Genomic DNA, 17,941 nt, shown 5'->3' on the forward strand with positions numbered 1-17,941 from the left:
GGCGGGAGCGCGCCCCGAATGCCTCCCGGTTCAAGTCACTTCTCAATAGTCTTGTTCCAGCGCGCATTCCACGCAGGACGATTGGCGTTGATGCTGTCCCAGTCAATGGTGACCGCAGTCTTCATCCACTTGTTGATGTCGGCCACCTGCTGCACACCGTCACCAACGGCAGGCGCCTTGGGGTTGGTCGGAATCTGCGCGCCGTACTGCAATACATTGGCCTGAGCCAGCGGGCTTAACAAGAACTCGGCAAGCTTTTGCGACAGCTCGGGCTCGCTGTTGTTCGCGATCACGCACTGGCCCACCATCAAAACTACCGCGCCTTCCTTCGGCGGCGCGTATTCCACCGGAATGCCCTTGGTCTTCAGCGCGGCCACGGCGGTGGGCGTCAGCGGAAAGATCGCAGCCTCGCCGGTCTGCACCATTTCCGACAGCTTGGCCGAACTGGGGATGTACTCGAGCACGTTCGGGCCGATGCTGGTGGGCCAGGCCTTGAAGCCAGGCTCCACGTTCTTGTCATTGCCGCCCTGGATGCGGTTGAACATCAGGAAGCCGTGCAGCCCGAAGGACGATGAAGACATCGACTGGAACACCACCTTGCCCTTGTACTTGGGGTCGGCCAGGTCCATCCAAGACGTGGGCGCGGCCCAGCCTTTTTCCTTGAACATCTTGGCGTTGTAGGCCAGGCCCGTCATGCCCAGGCTCACGCCGCTGGCCATGTCGTCCTTGAAGCGCGCGGCCGGGTAGATTTCTGCGAGCGAGGGGTTGGGCCGCTGCTTCTGGCACAGGCCCATGCCGATGGCGCGCACCATGATGCCGTCGTCCAGAAACATCACGTGCATCTGCGGTCGGTCCTTGTTGGCCTGGGCCTTGGCGAGGATGTCGGACGAGGTGCCCGGCACCACCACCACCTTGGCGCCGTACAGCTTCTCGAAGGCTGGGAACACGTACTGCGTGTACGCCTTCTCCATGGTGCCGCCGTTCATGCCGATGTAGAGCGTCTTGGTTTGAGCGCTGGCAGCGCCGCCGGCCGCGAGCGCGGCCACCGCCGCCGCACCGAGCACGGTCCGGCGAAGAGAGAAGAAAGAAGTCTTCTGGAAACGGGACATGGTGTTTTCCTTTCAGGGTGGGGTGGGGGTGGTTGGTTCTTCTGCGAAGAAGCGTTCGATCGAGAAGGCCTCGATCGGCGTGCTGCTGCGGCCGTCGCGCACGAGTTCGGCCAGCACTTCGCCGGCCGCGGGGCCGATCTGGAAGCCCGCGCCCGAGAAGCCGAAGCCATGGAACAGTCCGGGCGTGGTGCGGCTGGGCCCGAGCACTGGCTGGCGGTCGGGCAGATAGCCTTCGGTGCCGCTCCAGGTGCGGATGAAGTGCGCGTGGCGCAGCGCGGGCAGCAGCTCGATGGCCTGTGCCGCGAGCGTGGCGATGGCGTCGCTGCCGGCACGGGCGCGGTCGGCATCGACCGCGATGCCCGCGCCGCCGCCGAGCACGAGGTTGCCGCGCGCCACCTGCCGGCCGTAGATGCCGCCGCCCTCCACGCCGAGGCTCCAGTCCATGAAATGCGGCATCGGCTCGGTCACCACCATCACGGGGTTGCCCGAGCGCAGCGGCACGGTTTCGCCGAATCGGGTCGCGATCGGGCCGGACCAGGCGCCCGCGCAGTTGAGCAGCACGGGCGCGTGCACTTCGAGCGCATTGCCCGAGCGCAGCATGAACATCGCGCCGTCGTGCGCCACTTCGTCGACCGCGTGGCGCTCGAAGACTTGCGCGCCCGCGCGCTGCGCCGCGAGCGCGAAGGCCGGCGACACCAGCCGCGGATTGGCCTGCCCGTCTTCCACGCACAGCGAGCCGCCGACGGCGCGCGCACCGAGCCAGGGGCAGTGCTCGCGCAGGCGGGTATCGGAGATCAACTCGAGCCCGAGGTCGAAGTCCAGGCTTTGGGAGCGGTAGCGTTCGAGCGAGGCCATGTCCGACTCGCTGCGCGCGATCTTGAAGTGGCCAGAGCGCAGGTATTCGCCATCGGTGCCGATCAGCGAAGGCAGGCGGCCCCAGATCCGATGCGCGCGTTGCGCGAGTGGCAACTGGCTCAGCGGGCGCCCCTGGCGCCGCACGCCGCCGAAGTTCACGCCGCTGGAGCGCGAGCCGCAGAGGTCGCGCTCCAGCAGCGCCACGCCGATGCCCATCTGCCGCAGCGCGAGCGCGGCCGAAGAGCCGACGATGCCGCCGCCGACAATGGCCACGTCGGTGCGCAGTGTCTTGATCGAACTCATGCGCCAGCGCCTTCAGCGGGCTCGCGCACGGCAAGCTGGATTGGAATCGGCTTGATCGGCGCCTGACCGCGCAGCCGTCCCACCTGCTGCAATGGCAGCCCCGTGGCGTGCGCCAGGATCTCGGCCGCGGCGACGCCGCACATGCGGCCCTGGCAGCGGCCCATGCCCACGCGCGACAAGGCCTTGAGGCGGTTCATTTCGTCGGTGCCGTTCTCGGCAACGCTCTGGCGCAACGTGCCGGCCGTGATGTTCTCGCATCGGCAGACCACCAGTTCGTCGGGCGCTTGCGCGGCCCAGTCGGAGGGCACCGGAAAGGCGCGCTCCAGCCCCTCGCGAAATGCGCCGAGCTTGTGAAGCTTGCGTTCGAGCGTTTCGGCGCGCGCGGGGTCGACGGCCACGCCATGGTCAACCAGCAGCGCGAGCGCGGCGCGTTCGCCGGCCCATTCGGCTGCATCGGCACCCATGATGCCGGCGCCATCGCCCGCGAGGTACACGCCCCCTACGCTGGAGCGGCCGGCTGCATCGCGCACCGGCAGATGGGCGCGGTGCAGCGGCGCAAATTCGAAGCGGCAGCCGAGCAGATCGGCCAGCTGGGTTTCGGAGCGCAGCGCATAGCCGACGCCGACGGCATCGCAGGCCAGCGTGCGCTCTTCGCGGCCGTCGTGCCATGCCACGCCGGCCACGCGGCTTTCGGTGGCGTCACCGAGCACGCGCAACGGCCGCACGCCTCTGTGCAGCGCCACGCCGTGCGCGCGCAGCCAGGCCACGTAATACACGCCTTTTGCGAATACCGCGGGTTGCCGCAGCATCGCGGGCGTGGCGGCCAACTGGTCGGCGAGCCGTGCCGTGTCGAGCACCGCGGCCACCTTCGCTCCGGCCTTTGCGTACTGATAGGCCACCAGGTAGAGCAACGGACCGGTGCCCATGAACACCACGCGCTGCCCGATGGCGCAGCCCTGGAACTTGAGTGCGACTTGCGCGCCGCCCAGCGTGTAGACGCCGGGCAATGTCCAGCCGGGCACCGGCAGCACGCGGTCGGTGGCGCCGGTGGCAACGATCAGCTGGCCAAACGGCACGCTGGACGTGCTGCGCGTCGGGCCGTGCAGCACGTCCAGCCGGCCGCCGTGCGCGTTCCACACCAGGCTGTCGGGGCGGTAGTCGATGTGTTCGCGCAGTGCGTCGAAGGCAGCATGCACCGCGTCGGCACGGCCGGCCTCGAACCCATAGAGCGCCTGCGCGCTGCGCTGGGCCAGGCTCGCGGGCGGCCGCCGATAGATTTGCCCACCGGCGCGCGAAGCCTCGTCGACCACCGTTGGCCGCACACCGTGGGCCACCAGCGCCTCTGCGGCGCGCACACCCGCCGGCCCCGCGCCGACGATCACCGGCTGCAATGCGGAAGAGGAAGTCGTCATGCGCCGCTCCCTCCCGTGACCAGCGCCATGCCCGGCGCAATGAAGGTGGAGCAGGCGCGCAGGCGTTCGCCTTGCTCGGTGGCGATCCAGCAATCCTGGCAGGCGCCCATCATGCAGAAGCCCGCGCGCGGCGCGCCGCTGAATTCGTTGCGCCGCAACTGGGCGGCCTGCGTGAGCACGGCCGTGAGCACCGTGTCGCCGGCGAGCGCGGAGGCGGGTTCGCCGTCGAGCGTGAAGGGCACCGCGGCGCGGCCGGTCTCGGCCACGCGGTGCAGCAGCGGTTGATGAAGGGTTGGCAGGCTCATCTATCGACGCCCCACGAGCACGCGGTCCAGTCCGTAGACGCGGTCGAGCACCACCATGGCGATGGCGGTCACCGCCACCATCAGCGCCGACACCGCCGCCATCAGCGGATCGATCGACTCGGTGGCATACATGTACATGCGAACCGGCAGCGTCACCGTGCTGGGCGAGGTGACGAAGATCGACATCGTCACTTCGTCGAAGCTGTTGATGAAGGCCAGCAGCCAGCCGCCCGTGACGCCCGGCAGGATCATCGGCAGCGTGATGCGCCGGAACATCGTGGCCTGGCTCGCGCCCAGCGAGAGCGCGGCCTGCTCAGCGCTACGGTCGAAGCCCACGAGCGCGGCCACCACCAGGCGCAGCGTGTAGGGCGTGACGATCAGCGCGTGCGCCATCACCAGCCAGCCGAAGCTGCCCGTGCCGCCCACCAGCGCAAAGAGGCGCAGCAGCGCCACCCCCAGCACCAGGTGCGGGATGATCAGCGGCGAGAGAAACAGGCCGTTGAGAAAATCGCGCCCCGGAAACGCGTAGCGCGTGATCGCCATGCCGGCGGGTACTGCGATCAGCGTGGCGATGGTGGCCGAGGCGAGCGCGAGCCACAGGCTGTTCCAGAACGACTGCACGAAGTCCGGGTGCGCGAACACCGCATGGAACCAGCGCAGCGAGAAGTGCGTGGTCGGGATGGTCAATGTGTTCTCGGGCGTGAACGCGACGATGCACACCACCACGAGCGGCGCCAGCATGAAGGTGATGACGAGCGCGTTGAACGCGAGGGCGAGGGGGCCGTTCTTGCTCATCGGATCACCCCAATGCCTTTTTGTAGCGGCCTTCGACGAGGCGGTTGTAGCTCAGCATCACGACGAGGTTGGCTGCCAGCAGAACCAGCGCAACGGCTGCGCCGAGGGGCCAGTTGAGTTCGTGCAGGTATTCGTCGTAGACGACGGTGGCAACCATCTTCAACCGCCGCCCGCCGAGCAAGCCCGGGATCGCGAAAGAACTCGCGGCCAGGCCGAACACGATCAGGCTGCCCGAGAGAATGCCCGGCATCACCTGCGGCAGCACGATGCGCCTGAGTGTGGTGAAGGGCGAGGCCCTGAGCGACAGCGCCGCGTTCTCCACGCCCGCGTCGAGCTTCTGCAACGAGGTCCAGACCGGAATCACCATGAAGGGCAGCATCACGTGGACCAGCGCGACGATCACGGCAATCTCGGTGTAGAGCATCTTCACCGGCCCGATGCCCACCAGCCGCAGCAGGCCGTTCACCGCGCCTTCGGGCCCGAGCAGCATGCTCCAGCCGAAGGCACGCACCACCACCGAAACGAGCAGCGGCGCCAGCACCACCAAGAGCAGCACCGAGCGCCACGGGTTGCGCATGCGGCTCAGCACATAGGCCTCGGGCGCGCCGATCAGCACGCAGATCAGGGTGACGAGGCCCGAGATCCAGAAGGTGCGCCAGAAGATGCCGTGGTAGTACGAGTCGGTGAACACGTGCGCGTAGTGCTCGAGCGTGAACTCGCCGGCCTTGGGGCCGGTGGCCGGGTCGTAGACGTTGAACGACAGCACGGCGGTGAGCGCGAGCGGCACGAGCAGCAGGGCCGCGAACAGCAGCAGCGCCGGGCCCGAGAGCCACCACGGCGTGGCCGCCTTGGTCGAACCGCTCATGCCGCCACCGCCTCGTCGGCCGGCAGCAGGCGCGTGCAGTGCGCGGGCCAGTCGATGCCGGCGTTGCTGCCTTCATCGAGCGCGTCGCGGCCGTCGTTGGGGCTCAGCACGGTCATGTCGCCGGCGTGCGTGCTCAGGCGGTAGAGCCACTGGCTGCCGAGGAAGAAGCGTTCCTGCACCGTGCCGTCGAGGCGGCCGCGACCGGCCTCCACCAGCTGCAGCTTTTCGGGCCGCACGCTCATCAGCACCGCCGCGCCCGAGGCATAGCCGGTGTCGTCGACCTCCACCGTCAGCGAACCGATCTCGACATGGCAGCTGCGCGCACCGCAAGCCGAGACGCGCGCGTCCAGCAAATTGGCCTTGCCCACGAAGGTGGAGATGAAGCGCGTGCTCGGATGCTCGTAAACGCGATGCGGATGGTCGATCTGCGTGGCGCAGCCGCCTTCCATCACCACCACGCGGTCGCTGATAGACATGGCCTCGCTCTGGTCGTGCGTGACCATCACGGTGGTGGTGCCGACCTTGCGCTGAATCTGGCGCAACTCGAACTGCATCTCTTCGCGCAGCTTGGCGTCGAGGTTGGACAGCGGCTCGTCCAGCAGCAGCACCGGCGGCTCGATCACCAGCGCGCGGGCCAGCGCCACGCGCTGGCGCTGCCCGCCCGAGAGTTCGCGCGGGTAGCGCGTGGCGTGCGCTTCGAGGTGAACCAGCGCCAGCGCCTGCTTCACGCGCTCGGTGCGTTCGGACTTCGGCATCTTGCGCATCTCCAGGCCGAAGCTCACGTTGTCGGCCACCGTCATGTGCGGAAAGAGGGCGTAGGTCTGGAACACGATGCCCAGGCCGCGCGTGTTGGCCTTGGCATGCGTGATGTCCTTGCCCGCCAGCTCGATGCGCCCGCTGGAGACCGCCTCGAAGCCCGCGATCATCTGCAGCGTCGTGGTCTTGCCGCAGCCCGAAGGGCCGAGCAGCGAGACGAACTCGCCCTTTTCCACCGTGAGGTTCATGGCCGACACGGCGCGCGTGGCGCCATAGAACTTGGTCACGTCGGTGAGCCGTAGGAATGACATGGAAGGGCCTTTCTGCGCGGTCGTGGATGGCGTGCAGCACCTTGGTGCACGCCATGGACAAAGAGAGAACTTTCAATTCACTCTATTGCAACGATCACGCCAGTTCGCCTCGGGTATTCCATTAATCAGAATCTTTTTCAAATTTATTCCGTTCAATGGAATATCATGAAAGAAATCGATCTGAAGAATTCCACAGGAGCAAGGTATGGAAACCCCCTCGGCGGCCAGCGGCGGCGTGCCGCGTGTCTTTTCGGTGATCCGCGCGCTTGGTGCGGTGCAGGCCGAGGGCGGCCGCGTGACCCAGATCGCACGTTCCGTGGGCCTCACGCAGGCCACCACGCACCGGCTGCTGCAGTCGCTCATGGCCGAGGGCATGGTCGAACAGGACGAGCGCAGCAAGCTCTATCGGCTGAGCATCGATTTCTTTGCGCTCGCGGCCAGCGCCGGCAACCCCGGCGATCTGCGCTCCATCTGCCGCCCCGTGCTGCTGCGCCTGTGCGCGAGTCTGGGCGACAGCATCTTTCTCTTGGCGCGCAGCGGCTTCGACGCGATCTGCCTCGACCGCAGCGAAGGGCCGTTCCCCATCCGCTCGTTCACGGGCGACATCGGCGGACGCATTGCGCTGGGCGTGGGGCAGGGCGCGCTCGCGATCCTGGCCTTTCTGCCGGAAGCCGAGCGCGAGGAAGTGATTCGCTTCAACCTCTCGCGCGTGCGCGAGTACGGCGTGTACGACGAGGTTTATCTGCGCACCGAGATCGAGCGCGTGCGCCAGGCCGGCTACGCGGGGCGCAACACCGGCCTGCTCGAAGGCATGGCCGGCGTGGCGGTGCCCATCCTCGACCGCGAGGGCCGCGCCGTGGCCGCGCTGAGCGTGGGCACCATCGCCGATCGGCTCAATGCCGACCGCATGCCTACCGTGGTGGAACTGCTCAAGCGCGAGGCGGCCGCCATCGGCCCGAAGATCAATCCCTTCGACGCGACCTTGCGGCGGCCGGCGCAGAGCCTCGCGGGTTCGCCGGCGGGACAGCGCATCAGCCTGCCCGAGGCACCAGGGCCCTCGACCTGAACCTGTGTTTGTGCGGTCTGAGCATGAAGAGTGGCTGGGTTCCTTCCTGAAACGCACCAAGTCCTTCCGTTTTTTCGCTATGCAAGCGCGCGGGATTCGCAGATATTGACCGCCGTCGGGTCCCGTTTCCCTTCGTTCTGTTCTTTCTTCTCCACGCCGGAGCGCCCATGCCAGAAGCCAAATCCTCCCTTTCCGTCACCGCCGAAATCGAGCAGCTGCTGCAGCGCCTCGGCGTTCCGGAGTCCGCCTACACAGGCGGCGAACTGACGGTGCGGTCGCCGGTCACCGGCGAGGTGGTTGCACAGGTCCGGCAAACCACTGCCGCCCAAGCAACCGAAGCCGTCGGCCATGCGCACGAGGCCTTCAAGGCTTGGCGCAACGTGCCCGCTCCGCGTCGCGGCGAGCTGGTGCGCCTGCTGGGCGAAGAGCTGCGCGCCGCCAAGAGCGACCTCGGCCGGCTCGTCACGCTCGAAGCCGGCAAGATCCCGTCTGAAGGCGCGGGCGAGGTGCAGGAGATGATCGACATCTGCGACTTCGCGGTCGGCCTCTCGCGCCAGCTCTACGGCCTTACGCTGGCCACCGAGCGCGCCGAGCACCGCATGATGGAAACCTGGCATCCGCTGGGCGTGTGCGGCGTGATCTCGGCCTTCAACTTTCCGGTGGCCGTCTGGTCGTGGAACGCGGCGCTGGCGCTGGTGTGCGGCGATTCGGTGGTGTGGAAGCCGTCTGAAAAGACGCCGCTCACCGCGTTGGCCACGCACGCCATTGCGCAGCGCGCGCTCGCGCGTTTCGGCGATGCGCCCGAAGGCCTGCTCGGCCTCTTGCTGGGCCAGCGCGACATCGGCGAGGTGCTGGTCGACGATCACCGCGTGCCCATTCTCTCGGCCACCGGCTCCACCGCGATGGGCCGGCAGGTGGGCCCGAAGCTGGCCGCGCGCTTTGCCCGCGCGATTCTCGAACTCGGCGGCAACAACGCGGCCATCGTCACGCCGTCGGCCGACCTCGACCTCACGCTGCGCGCCATCGCGTTCTCGGCCATGGGCACGGCCGGCCAGCGCTGCACCACGCTGCGCCGACTGTTCGTGCACGACAGCGTGTACGACGCGCTGGTGCCCAAGCTTGCCAAGGTGTACGGCAACGTGCAGGTGGGCGACCCGCGCGAGGCCGGCACGCTGGTCGGCCCGTTGATCGATCGCGCCGCGTTCGACGGCATGCAGAAGGCCTTGGGCGAAAGCCGCGAGATCGGCGCCACGGTGCATGGCGGCCAGCGGGTCGACGGCATCGGCACGAAAGACGCCTACTACGTGCGCCCGGCGCTGGTGGAACTGAAGTCGCATGAGGGCCCGGTGCTGCGCGAGACCTTCGCGCCTATTCTTTACGTGGTGCGCTACGGTGCGCTCGACGACGCCATCGAATGGCACAACGCGGTGGGCGCGGGCCTGTCGTCGTCGATCTTCACGCTCAACGTGCGTGAGGCCGAGCGCTTCCTGTCGAGCGCGGGTTCCGACTGCGGCATTGCCAACGTCAACATCGGCCCGAGCGGCGCCGAAATCGGCGGTGCCTTCGGTGGCGAGAAGGAAACCGGCGGTGGACGCGAAGCCGGCTCCGACAGCTGGAAGGCCTACATGCGCCGCGCCACCAACACCATCAACTATTCGACGGCATTGCCCCTTGCCCAGGGCGTGACCTTCGAGATCAACGACTGATCGACTCCGGCCTTCTGTTCTTGCCGCGCGGCGTTTCGCTGCAGCGGCAGGGCGGCGGCCGTGCGTGCCCCAGAAAAACAACCAGGAGACAGAGAACATGAAGATGCAATTGAAGACCCTCGCCGCCGCAACGCTGATCGCGCTCGCATTCGGCGCTTCGGCGCAGCAGGCCCCCACCGGCGGCACGCTCGACAAGATCAAGAGCAGCGGCAAGGCCGTGCTCGGCGTGCGTGAAGCCTCGCCGCCCATGGCCTACATGCTGGGCGCGAACGACAAATACGTGGGCTACCACGTCGAGCTCTGCGAGCGCGTGCTGAAGGACATCGCACCCTCGGCCAAGCTCGAATACATGGCCGTGACCGCGCAGAACACCATCCCACTGGTGCAGAACGGCACGCTCGACATCGGCTGCGGCCCCACCACCAACAACACCGCGCGCCAGCAGCAGGTGGCGTTTGCGCTCACCACATACGTGAGCGAGGTGCGCATGGCCACGCGCGTCGATTCGGGCATCAGCTCGCTCGACCAGCTGGCGGGCCGCACCGTATCGGCCTCCACCGGCACCACCGCCGTGCAGCTGCTGCGCAAGCGCGAACGCGCGCAGAACACCACCATCACCACGATGCTCGGCAAGGATCACCTCGAGAGCTTTTTGCTGATGGAGTCGGGCCGCGCCGATGCCTTCGTGCTCGACGACAACCTGCTCGCCGGCATCATCGCCAACGCGAAGAACCCGGCCGCCTACCGCATCGTCGGCGATGCGCTGGGCTCCGAGCCGATCGCGCTGCTGTTCCGCAAGGACGACCCGGCCTTCAAGACCGCGGTGGACGATGCGCTGCGCCGCCTCATGAAGAGCGGCGAGCTCGAGAAGATCTACACCAAGTGGTTCGTCGCGCCGATTCCGCCGAAGAACACGAGCCTCAACCTGCCCATGAGCGCGGCCTTGAAGCAGCTCATTGCAGAACCCAACGACAAGCCGCTGGAGACCTACGCGAAGTGACATCCGCCGTTCTCGATTCCGTGCCTTTCTCTTCCTCCGCGTTCGAGCCCGCGCAGCGCGTGCGCGCCATCGGCGTGTCGGAAATCCTGCGCATCACCGACCATGCCAACGCACTCAAGCGCGCCGGCCGGCCGGTGATCGTGCTGGGCGCAGGCGAGCCGGACTTCGACACGCCCGAGCACATTCGCGCCGCCGCGACCCGCGCGATGGAGCGCGGCGACACGCGCTATACCGTGCTCGACGGCAGCCCGGCCATGAAGGCCGCGGTGCAGCTCAAGTTCAGGCGCGACAACGCGCTGGACTTTGCGCTGGACGAGATCAGCGTGGGCGCGGGTGCCAAGCAGGTGATCTTCAACGCGCTGATGGCCAGCCTGAATCCGGGCGACGAGGTGATGCTGCCCGCGCCGTACTGGACCTCTTACGCGGACATCGTGCAGATCTGCGGCGGCGTGCCGGTGAGCGTGCCTTGCAGCGAGGCCAATGGCTTCCGGTTGGAGGTCGCGCAGCTCGAAGCGGCCATCACGCCGCGTACGCGCTGGCTCTTTTTGAACTCGCCGTCGAACCCGAGCGGGGCGGCCTACAGCGTGGCGCAGCTCGCGCCGCTGTGCGAGGTGCTGCTGCGGCATCCCAAGGTGTGGGTGCTGGCCGACGACATCTACGAGCACATCCTCTACGACGGCTTGGCCTTCGCCACGCCGGTGGCCGTGGAGCCGCGGCTGCGAGATCGCACGCTCACCGTCAACGGCGTGTCGAAAGCCTATGCGATGACTGGCTGGCGCGTGGGCTACGGAGCGGGGCCGCGCGCGCTGATCGCGGCCATGGCGGTGGTGCAGAGCCAGTCGACCTCGTGCCCGTCGTCGGTGAGCCAGGCCGCCGCGATCGAGGCGCTGACCGGGCCGCAAGACATCGTGGCCGAGCGGTGCGCCGATTTCCAGGCGCGGCGCGATTTCGTGGTGGCCGCGTTGAACCGCGCCCCGGGGCTGCATTGCCGCGTGCCCGAAGGCGCCTTCTATACCTTTGCGAGCTGCGCGGGCGTGCTCGGCCGGCACACCCGTAGCGGCATGCTGCTGCAGACGGACAGCGATTTCTGCAATTACCTTCTGCAGGATTTCGAGGTGGCGGTGGTGCCGGGCAGCGTGTTCGGACTGGCGCCGTATTTCCGCATTTCGTATGCCACCTCGATGGCGCAACTCGAAGAGGCGTGTGCGCGCATCGCCGCGGCATGCGAAGCTCTCACATGATTTTCTCCCTCCCCTTCCGGGGGAGGGCAGGGGTGGGGGCAAGCGGCGCATCCATTGCTGCCAGCCTAGCCAGCGCCGTCTGCCCCCATCCCAACCTTCCCCCGGAGGGGGAAGGAGCGAATATCAAGACCTTCATTGCATTGGACACAGCATGACTTCTTCCCGCACCGGCGGCCAGATCCTGGTCGACCAGCTCATCACCCACGGCGTCGAGCAGCTCTTCTGCGTGCCCGGTGAAAGTTTCCTGGCCGTGCTCGACGCGCTGCACGACGCATCCATCGAAGTGACGGTGTGCCGCCAGGAAGGCGGCGCCACGATGATGGCCGAGGCGCAGGGCAAGCTCACCGGCAAGCCGGGCGTGTGCTTCGTCACGCGCGGTCCGGGCGCCACCAACGCGGCGGCCGGCGTGCACATCGCACACCAGGATTCGACGCCGCTGCTGCTCTTCGTGGGCCAGGTCGCGCGCGAGGCGCTTGGCCGCGAAGCCTTCCAGGAGCTGGACTACGGTGCGGTGTTCGGCACCATGGCCAAGTGGGTGGTGCAGATCGACGATCCTGCGCGCGTGCCTGAGTTGGTGTCGCGCGCCTTTCATGTCGCCACTTCGGGCCGGCCCGGCCCGGTGGTGATCGCGCTGCCGGAAGACATGCTGACCGAAGCCGCCGCGGTGGCCGATGCGCAGCCTTACGCGGTGGTCGAAACCCATCCCGGCGCGGTGCAGATCGCTGAGCTGCAGCAGCGCTTGTCGCAGGCCCAGCGGCCGGTGGTCATCCTGGGCGGCAGCCGCTGGTCCGAGGCCGCGGCCCGGCAGTTCGCGGGGTTCGCCGAGGCTTTCTCGCTGCCGGTGTACTGCTCGTTCCGCCGCCAGATGCTGTTGTCGGCGGAGCACCCCTGCTACGCGGGCGACCTGGGCCTGGGCGCGAATCCGCGCATGCTCGAGCGCATCCGCAATGCCGATTTGGTTCTGCTGGTGGGCGGGCGCCTGTCCGAGGTGCCGTCGCAAGGCTATGAATTGCTTGCCATTCCGCAGCCGAAGCAGGCGCTGGTGCACGTGCATGCCGACGCCGATGAGCTCGGCAAGCTTTACCGGCCGGCGCTGGGCATCCACGCCACGCCGCGGGCCTTCGCCGAAGCCGTGGCCGCGTTGCGCCCAGCTTCAACGCCTGTGTGGCAGGCCGAGACCCAGGCCGCGCGCGAAGACTTCCTGCGCTGGAGCGATCCAGCGCCTATCCGCATTCCGGGGCCGCTGCAGATGGGCGAAGTGATGCAGCACCTGCGCGAGGTGCTGCCGGCCGACACCATCTTTTGCAACGGCGCGGGCAACTTCGCGACCTGGGTGCACCGCTTCTGGCCGTTCCGCGCGTTTGCGAGCCAGCTGGCGCCCACCAGCGGATCGATGGGCTATGGCCTGCCGGCGGGCGTGGGCGCCAAGCGGCTGTGGCCGCAGCGCGAGGTGGTGGTGTTCGCGGGCGACGGCGACTTCATGATGCATGGCCAGGAGTTCGCCACTGCTGTGCAGTACGGGCTTCCGATCATCGTGGTGCTGCTCGACAACGCCATGTACGGCACCATCCGCATGCACCAGGAAAAGCACTATCCCGGCCGCATCAGCGCCACGCAGCTCAAGAACCCCGATTTCCGCGGCTATGCCGAGGTGTTCGGCGGACATGGCGAGCGCGTCACCACCACCGAGGAATTTGGCCCCGCCCTGGCGCGAGCGCGCGCAAGCGGCAAGCCCGCGATCCTGCATTGCCTGCTCGATCCCGAAGCCATCACGCCGGGCAGCACGCTGCAGTCGATCCGCAAGGCCGCTCTCGCTGCCGGCTGAAAGAAGAAGGGGATCAGCCCAGCCCGCCCGCGAAGCGCGGCAGCGGTATTGGCGGGTTGCCGTCGGGCGCTCGCGCCGCCAGCCGTGCGGCGCGGGCCAGCGGCTCCATGGCTTGCTCGAGCCGGGTGGCGAGCAGGTAGAGATCCTCGTCCTTGGTTTCCGCGGCATGTTCGCGCGTCATGCGGATGATTTCCGTGGCGTACTCGGCGTTGGTGGCCATCCATTCGGTGTCGGTCACGCGCCCATGCTTTCGCCGCAGCGCGACGTGAAGGCGCGCGGCGAGGGCAATGCGATCGCTTTCGGACATGGACATGGGGCGGTCCTCCAGGAATGGCTCATCCGCTTGCGTGCACAAGTCGTGCCACATCGTGGGACGCACTTCATTAACGCGTGGAAACACTTTTGTATGGGAAGAGGCCTTCGGAGGTAAGGAAAAGCGGGTTATTCCCAATGCACTGGGCCGGTGCACCCCCTAAAGTCTGCCCACTCGCGAACGGGCCCAAGCTCGTGCTGCCGAGGGTCCGAGGAGACAAATTCGGTCTACAACAAAAATTCTTCAAGGCTTCCGTTCGAGAAGCCGTGCTTGAACTTGAAAGGCGCCGCTGGTCGGCGCCTTTTTTATGCCCGTCGCATTCTGCCGGCCCTGACATTTCTCTCTGAGCAAAGAGAGCTCTTGTGCCCGTCACGCCTTTGAGTGAAGCTCCCTTTTTGATAGCGCCTCGGGTGCGACAATCCAGCCATGGAAATGCTGGTGGTAACGGGCGCTTCGCTGCTCGCGGGCTTTGTCGATTCGATCGTGGGCGGTGGCGGACTGATCCTCGTGCCGGCGCTTTTTGCGGTCTTTCCGGGCGCTCCGCCAGCCACGTTGCTGGGCACCAACAAAAGTGCTTCGATTTGGGGCACGGCGGCCGCAGCGGCCCAATTCAGCCAGCGGGTCCAGATGCGCTGGGGTGCTTTGTGGCCGGCTGCGGTGCTCGGTTTCGCGGGGTCGATGCTGGGCGCCTGGAGCGTGACGATGTTCCCGGGCGACTTCTTGCGGCGGGCGCTGCCGGTCGTGCTGGTGGGCGTGCTGATCTACACGGTGGCGCGCAAGGACCTGGGGCGCCACCACGTGCCGCGCTTCAGCGGCCGCGCCGAAACGCTGGCGGCTTGCGCCATCGGGCTGTCGATCGGCTTCTATGACGGCTTCTTCGGCCCCGGCGCAGGCAGCTTCCTCGTCTTCCTGTTCGTGCGCTGGATGGGTTACGACTTTCTCAACGCGTCGGCTTCGGCCAAAGTCATCAACACGCTCACCAATGCCGCGGCCTTGCTGCTGCTGGCGCTCAAGGGGCATGTCTGGTGGCACTATGGGCTGGTGATGGCGGTGGCCAACGTGGCCGGCAGCCTGCTGGGTACGCGTGTTGCACTGAAGCACGGGGCAGGCTTCGTGCGGGTTGTGTTCATCGTCGTCGTGAGCGCGCTGATCTTGAAGACCGCCTACGACGCATTCCTGAAATAGCAAATCGAGAAAGTCCGACATCGTGGCATTGCCAGAGCCTGTTGAACGCCCCGCACCCGTCAGCTTCTGGCAGGCCTTCGGCTATTGGCTCAAGCTTGGGTTCGTCAGCTTCGGCGGCCCGGCCGGACAGATTGCGCTGATGCACCAGGAACTGGTCGAGCGACGGCGCTGGATTTCGGAGAAGCGCTTTCTGCATGCGCTCAACTATTGCATGCTGCTGCCCGGCCCCGAAGCCCAGCAGCTGGCCACCTATATCGGTTGGCTCATGCACCGCACCTGGGGCGGCATTGCGGCGGGCGTGCTCTTCGTGCTGCCGTCGCTCTTCATCCTGATTGCGCTGTCGTGGGCCTACATGGCCTACGGCAACGTGCCGGCCGTGGCGGGCCTGCTCTATGGCGTGAAGCCCGCGGTGACGGCCATCGTGCTGTTCGCCGCCTGGCGCATCGGCTCGCGGGTGCTCAAGAACGCCTGGCTCTGGGCCATTGCGGTGGCCGCCTTCGTGGCGATCTTTGCGCTTCGCGTGCCATTTCCGCTGATCGTGCTGGCCGCGGGGGCCATCGGCTACTTCGGGAGCCGTTTTGCGCCGGCGTACTTTGCACCGGGCGGCGGACACGGGGCCGCCGCGGCATCGGCCGGCCCGGCGCTGATCGACGACGACACTCCGACGCCGCCGCACGCGCTTTTCGGCTGGGGCCGTCTCGTGCGCGTGCTGACGGTGTTTCTCTTGCTGTGGCTCGGCGCCCTTGGCGCGCTCACGGCGCTGTACGGATGGCACGGCGCACTCACGCAGATGGCCTGGTTCTTCACCAAGGCGGCGTTGCTGACCTTCGGCGGTGCCTATGCGGTGCTGCCCTACGTGTTCCAGGGGGCGGTCGACCACTATCACTGGCTCAGCGCCACGCAGATGATCGACGGGCTGGCGCTCGGAGAAACCACGCCCGGCCCACTGATCATGGTGGTGTCGTTCGTGGGTTTCGTCGGCGGCTGGGGCCAGGCGCTGTTCGGCCCGCATGCGCTGTTCGCGGCCGGCGCGACAGCGGCGGCGGTGGTGACGTTCTTCACCTTCCTGCCGTCGTTCCTGTTCATCCTGCTGGGTGGCCCTTTCATCGAGTCGACCCACGGCAATCTGAAGTTCACCGCCCCGCTGACCGCCATCACCGCGGCCGTGGTCGGCGTGATCGTCAACCTGGCGGTCTTCTTCGCCTACCACGTGCTCTGGCCCACGGGCTTGTCAGGCCCCTTCGAGATCGCCTCCGCCGTCATCGGCGTTGTCGCGGCCATCGCACTGTTTCGCTTCAAGGCCGGCGTGATTCCTGTGGTGCTTGCCTCGGCCTTTGCCGGCATGGCATGGCAACTGTTATTGCACTAGCTGCGGCTATTCCTCAACGAAGGCTTCTTCGCGCTTCGCTTTGATGGACGGCAGCAGCACGATGCCGAGCAGCAACGCCGCGGCCACCAGCAGGCCGGCCGACAGCGGCCGCGTGACGAACACGCTCCAGGCGCCGCGCGACAGCAACAGCGCGCGCCGCAGGTTCTCTTCCATCATCGGCCCGAGGATGAAGCCCAAAAGCAGCGGCGCGGGCTCGGTCTTGAGCTTCAGGAACAAGTAGCCGATGAAGCCGAAGATCGCGACCATCCACACGTCGAAGGTGTTGTTGTTGGTCGAGTACACGCCAATGGCGCAGAACAGCACGATGGCCGGGAACAGAAACTTGTAGGGCACCGTCAAGAGCTTGATCCACATGCCGATGAGCGGCAGGTTCAGGATGATCAGCATTGCGTTGCCGATCCACATCGAGGCGATCAGGCCCCAGAACAGCTCGGGGTTGCTGGTCATCACCTGCGGGCCGGGCTGGATGTTGTGGATGGTCATCGCGCCCACCATCAGCGCCATCACGGCGTTGGGCGGAATGCCCAGCGTCAGCAGCGGAATGAAGGAGGTCTGCGCACCGGCGTTGTTGGCCGATTCCGGCGACGCGACGCCGCGGATGTTGCCCTTGCCGAACGGCACTTCGCCCGGGCGCATCTTGATCTTCTTCTCGAGCGCGTAAGCCGCAAAGGCCGCCAGCAGCGCACCGCCGCCGGGCAGGATGCCCAGGGCAGAGCCCAGCGCCGTGCCGCGCAGCACAGCCGGCGTCATGCGCTTGAAGTCTTCCTTGGTGGGCCACAGGCCCTTGACCTTGTGCGTGAACACCTCGCGCTCGTCGTCGGGCTGCGAGAGGTTGCCGATGATTTCGCCGTAGCCGAACACGCCCATCGCAATCACCACGAAGCCGATGCCGTCGGTCAGTTCGGGAATGTCGAAGCTGAAGCGCGCCACGCCGGAATTGACGTCGGTGCCGACGATGCCGAGCAAGAGGCCCAGCACGATCATGGCCACCGCCTTGAGCAGCGAGCCCGAGGCCAGCACCACGGCGCCGATCAGGCCCAGCACCATCAGCGAGAAATACTCGGCCGGGCCGAACTTGAAGGCCAACTCGGTCAGCGGTGGCGCAAAGGCGGCCAGGATCAACGTACCCACGCAGCCCGCGAAGAACGAACCCAGGCCCGCAGCGGCCAGTGCAGGGCCTGCGCGGCCCTGCCTTGCCATCTGGTAGCCGTCGATGCAGGTGACCACCGAGGATGACTCGCCGGGGAGGTTGACCAGAATCGCGGTGGTGGAGCCGCCGTACTGTGCGCCGTAGTAGATGCCGGCCAGCATGATCAGCGCCGACACGGGCGGCAGCGCGTACGTGGCGGGCAGCAGCATCGCGATGGTCGCGACCGGGCCGATGCCCGGCAGCACGCCGATCAGCGTGCCCAAAATGCAGCCGACCAGGCAGTACAGCAGGTTGGTGAAGGTAAAGGCGACCCCGAAGCCGGTCGCGAGGTTATGGAACAGTTCCATGGCGGTG

At 67.1% G+C, this 17,941-nt stretch carries 16 protein-coding genes; 7 read left to right on the forward strand and 9 right to left on the reverse strand.

Annotation, left to right across the window (positions count from 1 at the left end; translation table 11 throughout):
• Positions 1–35: 35 nt before the first annotated feature.
• The 7 genes from BLR24_RS23240 to BLR24_RS23270 are packed head-to-tail and all read right to left on the reverse strand — an operon-like array spanning position 36 to position 6,711.
• Positions 36–1,109 (reverse strand): ABC transporter substrate-binding protein, encoded by a 1,074-nt coding sequence (locus BLR24_RS23240; RefSeq protein WP_093021322.1) that lies wholly within the window; start codon positions 1,107–1,109, stop codon positions 36–38.
• A gap of 12 nt (positions 1,110–1,121) precedes the next feature.
• A complete protein-coding gene (locus BLR24_RS23245; RefSeq protein WP_093021325.1) occupies positions 1,122–2,267 on the reverse strand; it encodes an NAD(P)/FAD-dependent oxidoreductase in 1,146 nt (381 codons plus the stop codon).
• Positions 2,264–3,679 (reverse strand): FAD/NAD(P)-dependent oxidoreductase, encoded by a 1,416-nt coding sequence (locus BLR24_RS23250; RefSeq protein ID WP_093021328.1) that lies wholly within the window; start codon positions 3,677–3,679, stop codon positions 2,264–2,266. The genes BLR24_RS23245 and BLR24_RS23250 overlap by 4 nt, the downstream gene beginning before the upstream one ends.
• A complete protein-coding gene (locus BLR24_RS23255; protein ID WP_093021331.1) occupies positions 3,676–3,984 on the reverse strand; it encodes a (2Fe-2S)-binding protein in 309 nt (102 codons plus the stop codon). Before BLR24_RS23255 ends, BLR24_RS23250 begins: the two co-directional genes overlap by 4 nt.
• The gene (locus BLR24_RS23260) at positions 3,985–4,779 is read right to left on the reverse strand and encodes an ABC transporter permease (protein WP_093021334.1); all 795 of its coding nucleotides are present in this window, start codon (positions 4,777–4,779) and stop codon (positions 3,985–3,987) included. It abuts the gene before it with no gap.
• A gap of 4 nt (positions 4,780–4,783) precedes the next feature.
• Entirely contained in the window at positions 4,784–5,644 is an 861-nt protein-coding gene (locus tag BLR24_RS23265) for an ABC transporter permease (protein WP_093021337.1), read from the reverse strand.
• Positions 5,641–6,711, reverse strand: coding sequence for an ABC transporter ATP-binding protein (locus BLR24_RS23270; RefSeq protein ID WP_093021339.1), 1,071 nt, complete (start codon positions 6,709–6,711; stop codon positions 5,641–5,643). Before BLR24_RS23270 ends, BLR24_RS23265 begins: the two co-directional genes overlap by 4 nt.
• Before the next feature lie 205 nt (positions 6,712–6,916).
• On the opposite strand from BLR24_RS23270, the gene BLR24_RS23275 reads away from it, so the two are divergent.
• The 5 genes from BLR24_RS23275 (at position 6,917) to BLR24_RS23295 (ending at position 13,549) form a co-directional block, all read left to right on the forward strand.
• Positions 6,917–7,777: an IclR family transcriptional regulator gene (locus tag BLR24_RS23275; RefSeq protein ID WP_093021342.1), complete on the forward strand. Its 861-nt coding sequence runs from the start codon at positions 6,917–6,919 to the stop codon at positions 7,775–7,777.
• A gap of 167 nt (positions 7,778–7,944) precedes the next feature.
• Positions 7,945–9,483 carry an L-piperidine-6-carboxylate dehydrogenase gene (locus BLR24_RS23280; RefSeq protein WP_093021345.1) on the forward strand — a complete coding sequence of 513 codons (1,539 nt, stop codon included), beginning with the start codon at positions 7,945–7,947 and terminating at the stop codon, positions 9,481–9,483.
• 97 nt (positions 9,484–9,580) lie between these two features.
• Complete coding sequence (locus BLR24_RS23285) at positions 9,581–10,483, forward strand: amino acid ABC transporter substrate-binding protein (protein WP_093021541.1); 903 nt, start codon at positions 9,581–9,583, stop codon at positions 10,481–10,483.
• A complete protein-coding gene (locus tag BLR24_RS23290) occupies positions 10,480–11,724 on the forward strand; it encodes a pyridoxal phosphate-dependent aminotransferase (protein ID WP_093021348.1) in 1,245 nt (414 codons plus the stop codon). The genes BLR24_RS23285 and BLR24_RS23290 overlap by 4 nt, the downstream gene beginning before the upstream one ends.
• Positions 11,725–11,875: 151 nt before the next feature.
• Positions 11,876–13,549 carry a thiamine pyrophosphate-binding protein gene (locus tag BLR24_RS23295; RefSeq protein WP_093021351.1) on the forward strand — a complete coding sequence of 558 codons (1,674 nt, stop codon included), beginning with the start codon at positions 11,876–11,878 and terminating at the stop codon, positions 13,547–13,549.
• A 13-nt stretch (positions 13,550–13,562) separates the two neighbouring features.
• On the opposite strand, the gene BLR24_RS23300 is transcribed toward BLR24_RS23295, so the two are convergent.
• Positions 13,563–13,862 carry a hypothetical protein gene (locus BLR24_RS23300; RefSeq protein WP_055800565.1) on the reverse strand — a complete coding sequence of 100 codons (300 nt, stop codon included), beginning with the start codon at positions 13,860–13,862 and terminating at the stop codon, positions 13,563–13,565.
• Positions 13,863–14,288: 426 nt separating this feature from the next.
• Here BLR24_RS23300 and BLR24_RS23305 point away from each other — a divergent pair, with 426 nt between their 5' ends.
• Positions 14,289–15,047 (forward strand): TSUP family transporter, encoded by a 759-nt coding sequence (locus BLR24_RS23305; RefSeq protein WP_093021354.1) that lies wholly within the window; start codon positions 14,289–14,291, stop codon positions 15,045–15,047.
• A 22-nt stretch (positions 15,048–15,069) separates the two neighbouring features.
• The gene (gene chrA, locus BLR24_RS23310; RefSeq protein ID WP_093021357.1) at positions 15,070–16,416 is read left to right on the forward strand and encodes a chromate efflux transporter; all 1,347 of its coding nucleotides are present in this window, start codon (positions 15,070–15,072) and stop codon (positions 16,414–16,416) included.
• Between the two features lie 6 nt (positions 16,417–16,422).
• Here chrA and BLR24_RS23315 read toward each other — a convergent pair whose 3' ends face one another.
• Positions 16,423–17,934, reverse strand: a complete 1,512-nt coding sequence (locus BLR24_RS23315; protein WP_093021360.1) for a tripartite tricarboxylate transporter permease — start codon at positions 17,932–17,934, stop codon at positions 16,423–16,425.
• Positions 17,935–17,941: the final 7 nt, after the last annotated feature.

Origin of the sequence: Variovorax sp. OV700, from assembly GCF_900099805.1 — a bacterium.
Taxonomy (GTDB): Bacteria; Pseudomonadota; Gammaproteobacteria; order Burkholderiales; family Burkholderiaceae_C; genus Variovorax.

What these genes read in the sequence shown, in the direction of transcription:
- BLR24_RS23240 (WP_093021322.1), bottom strand. Translation starts at nt 1,109, where the DNA reads ATGTCCCGTTTCCAGAAGACTTCTTTCTTCTCTCTTCGCCGGACCGTG.
- BLR24_RS23245 (WP_093021325.1), bottom strand. Translation starts at nt 2,267, where the DNA reads ATGAGTTCGATCAAGACACTGCGCACCGACGTGGCCATTGTCGGCGGC.
- BLR24_RS23250 (WP_093021328.1), bottom strand. Translation starts at nt 3,679, where the DNA reads ATGACGACTTCCTCTTCCGCATTGCAGCCGGTGATCGTCGGCGCGGGG.
- BLR24_RS23255 (WP_093021331.1), bottom strand. Translation starts at nt 3,984, where the DNA reads ATGAGCCTGCCAACCCTTCATCAACCGCTGCTGCACCGCGTGGCCGAG.
- BLR24_RS23260 (WP_093021334.1), bottom strand. Translation starts at nt 4,779, where the DNA reads ATGAGCAAGAACGGCCCCCTCGCCCTCGCGTTCAACGCGCTCGTCATC.
- BLR24_RS23265 (WP_093021337.1), bottom strand. Translation starts at nt 5,644, where the DNA reads ATGAGCGGTTCGACCAAGGCGGCCACGCCGTGGTGGCTCTCGGGCCCG.
- BLR24_RS23270 (WP_093021339.1), bottom strand. Translation starts at nt 6,711, where the DNA reads ATGTCATTCCTACGGCTCACCGACGTGACCAAGTTCTATGGCGCCACG.
- BLR24_RS23275 (WP_093021342.1), top strand. Translation starts at nt 6,917, where the DNA reads ATGGAAACCCCCTCGGCGGCCAGCGGCGGCGTGCCGCGTGTCTTTTCG.
- BLR24_RS23280 (WP_093021345.1), top strand. Translation starts at nt 7,945, where the DNA reads ATGCCAGAAGCCAAATCCTCCCTTTCCGTCACCGCCGAAATCGAGCAG.
- BLR24_RS23285 (WP_093021541.1), top strand. Translation starts at nt 9,581, where the DNA reads ATGAAGATGCAATTGAAGACCCTCGCCGCCGCAACGCTGATCGCGCTC.
- BLR24_RS23295 (WP_093021351.1), top strand. Translation starts at nt 11,876, where the DNA reads ATGACTTCTTCCCGCACCGGCGGCCAGATCCTGGTCGACCAGCTCATC.
- BLR24_RS23300 (WP_055800565.1), bottom strand. Translation starts at nt 13,862, where the DNA reads ATGTCCATGTCCGAAAGCGATCGCATTGCCCTCGCCGCGCGCCTTCAC.
- BLR24_RS23305 (WP_093021354.1), top strand. Translation starts at nt 14,289, where the DNA reads ATGGAAATGCTGGTGGTAACGGGCGCTTCGCTGCTCGCGGGCTTTGTC.
- BLR24_RS23315 (WP_093021360.1), bottom strand. Translation starts at nt 17,934, where the DNA reads ATGGAACTGTTCCATAACCTCGCGACCGGCTTCGGGGTCGCCTTTACC.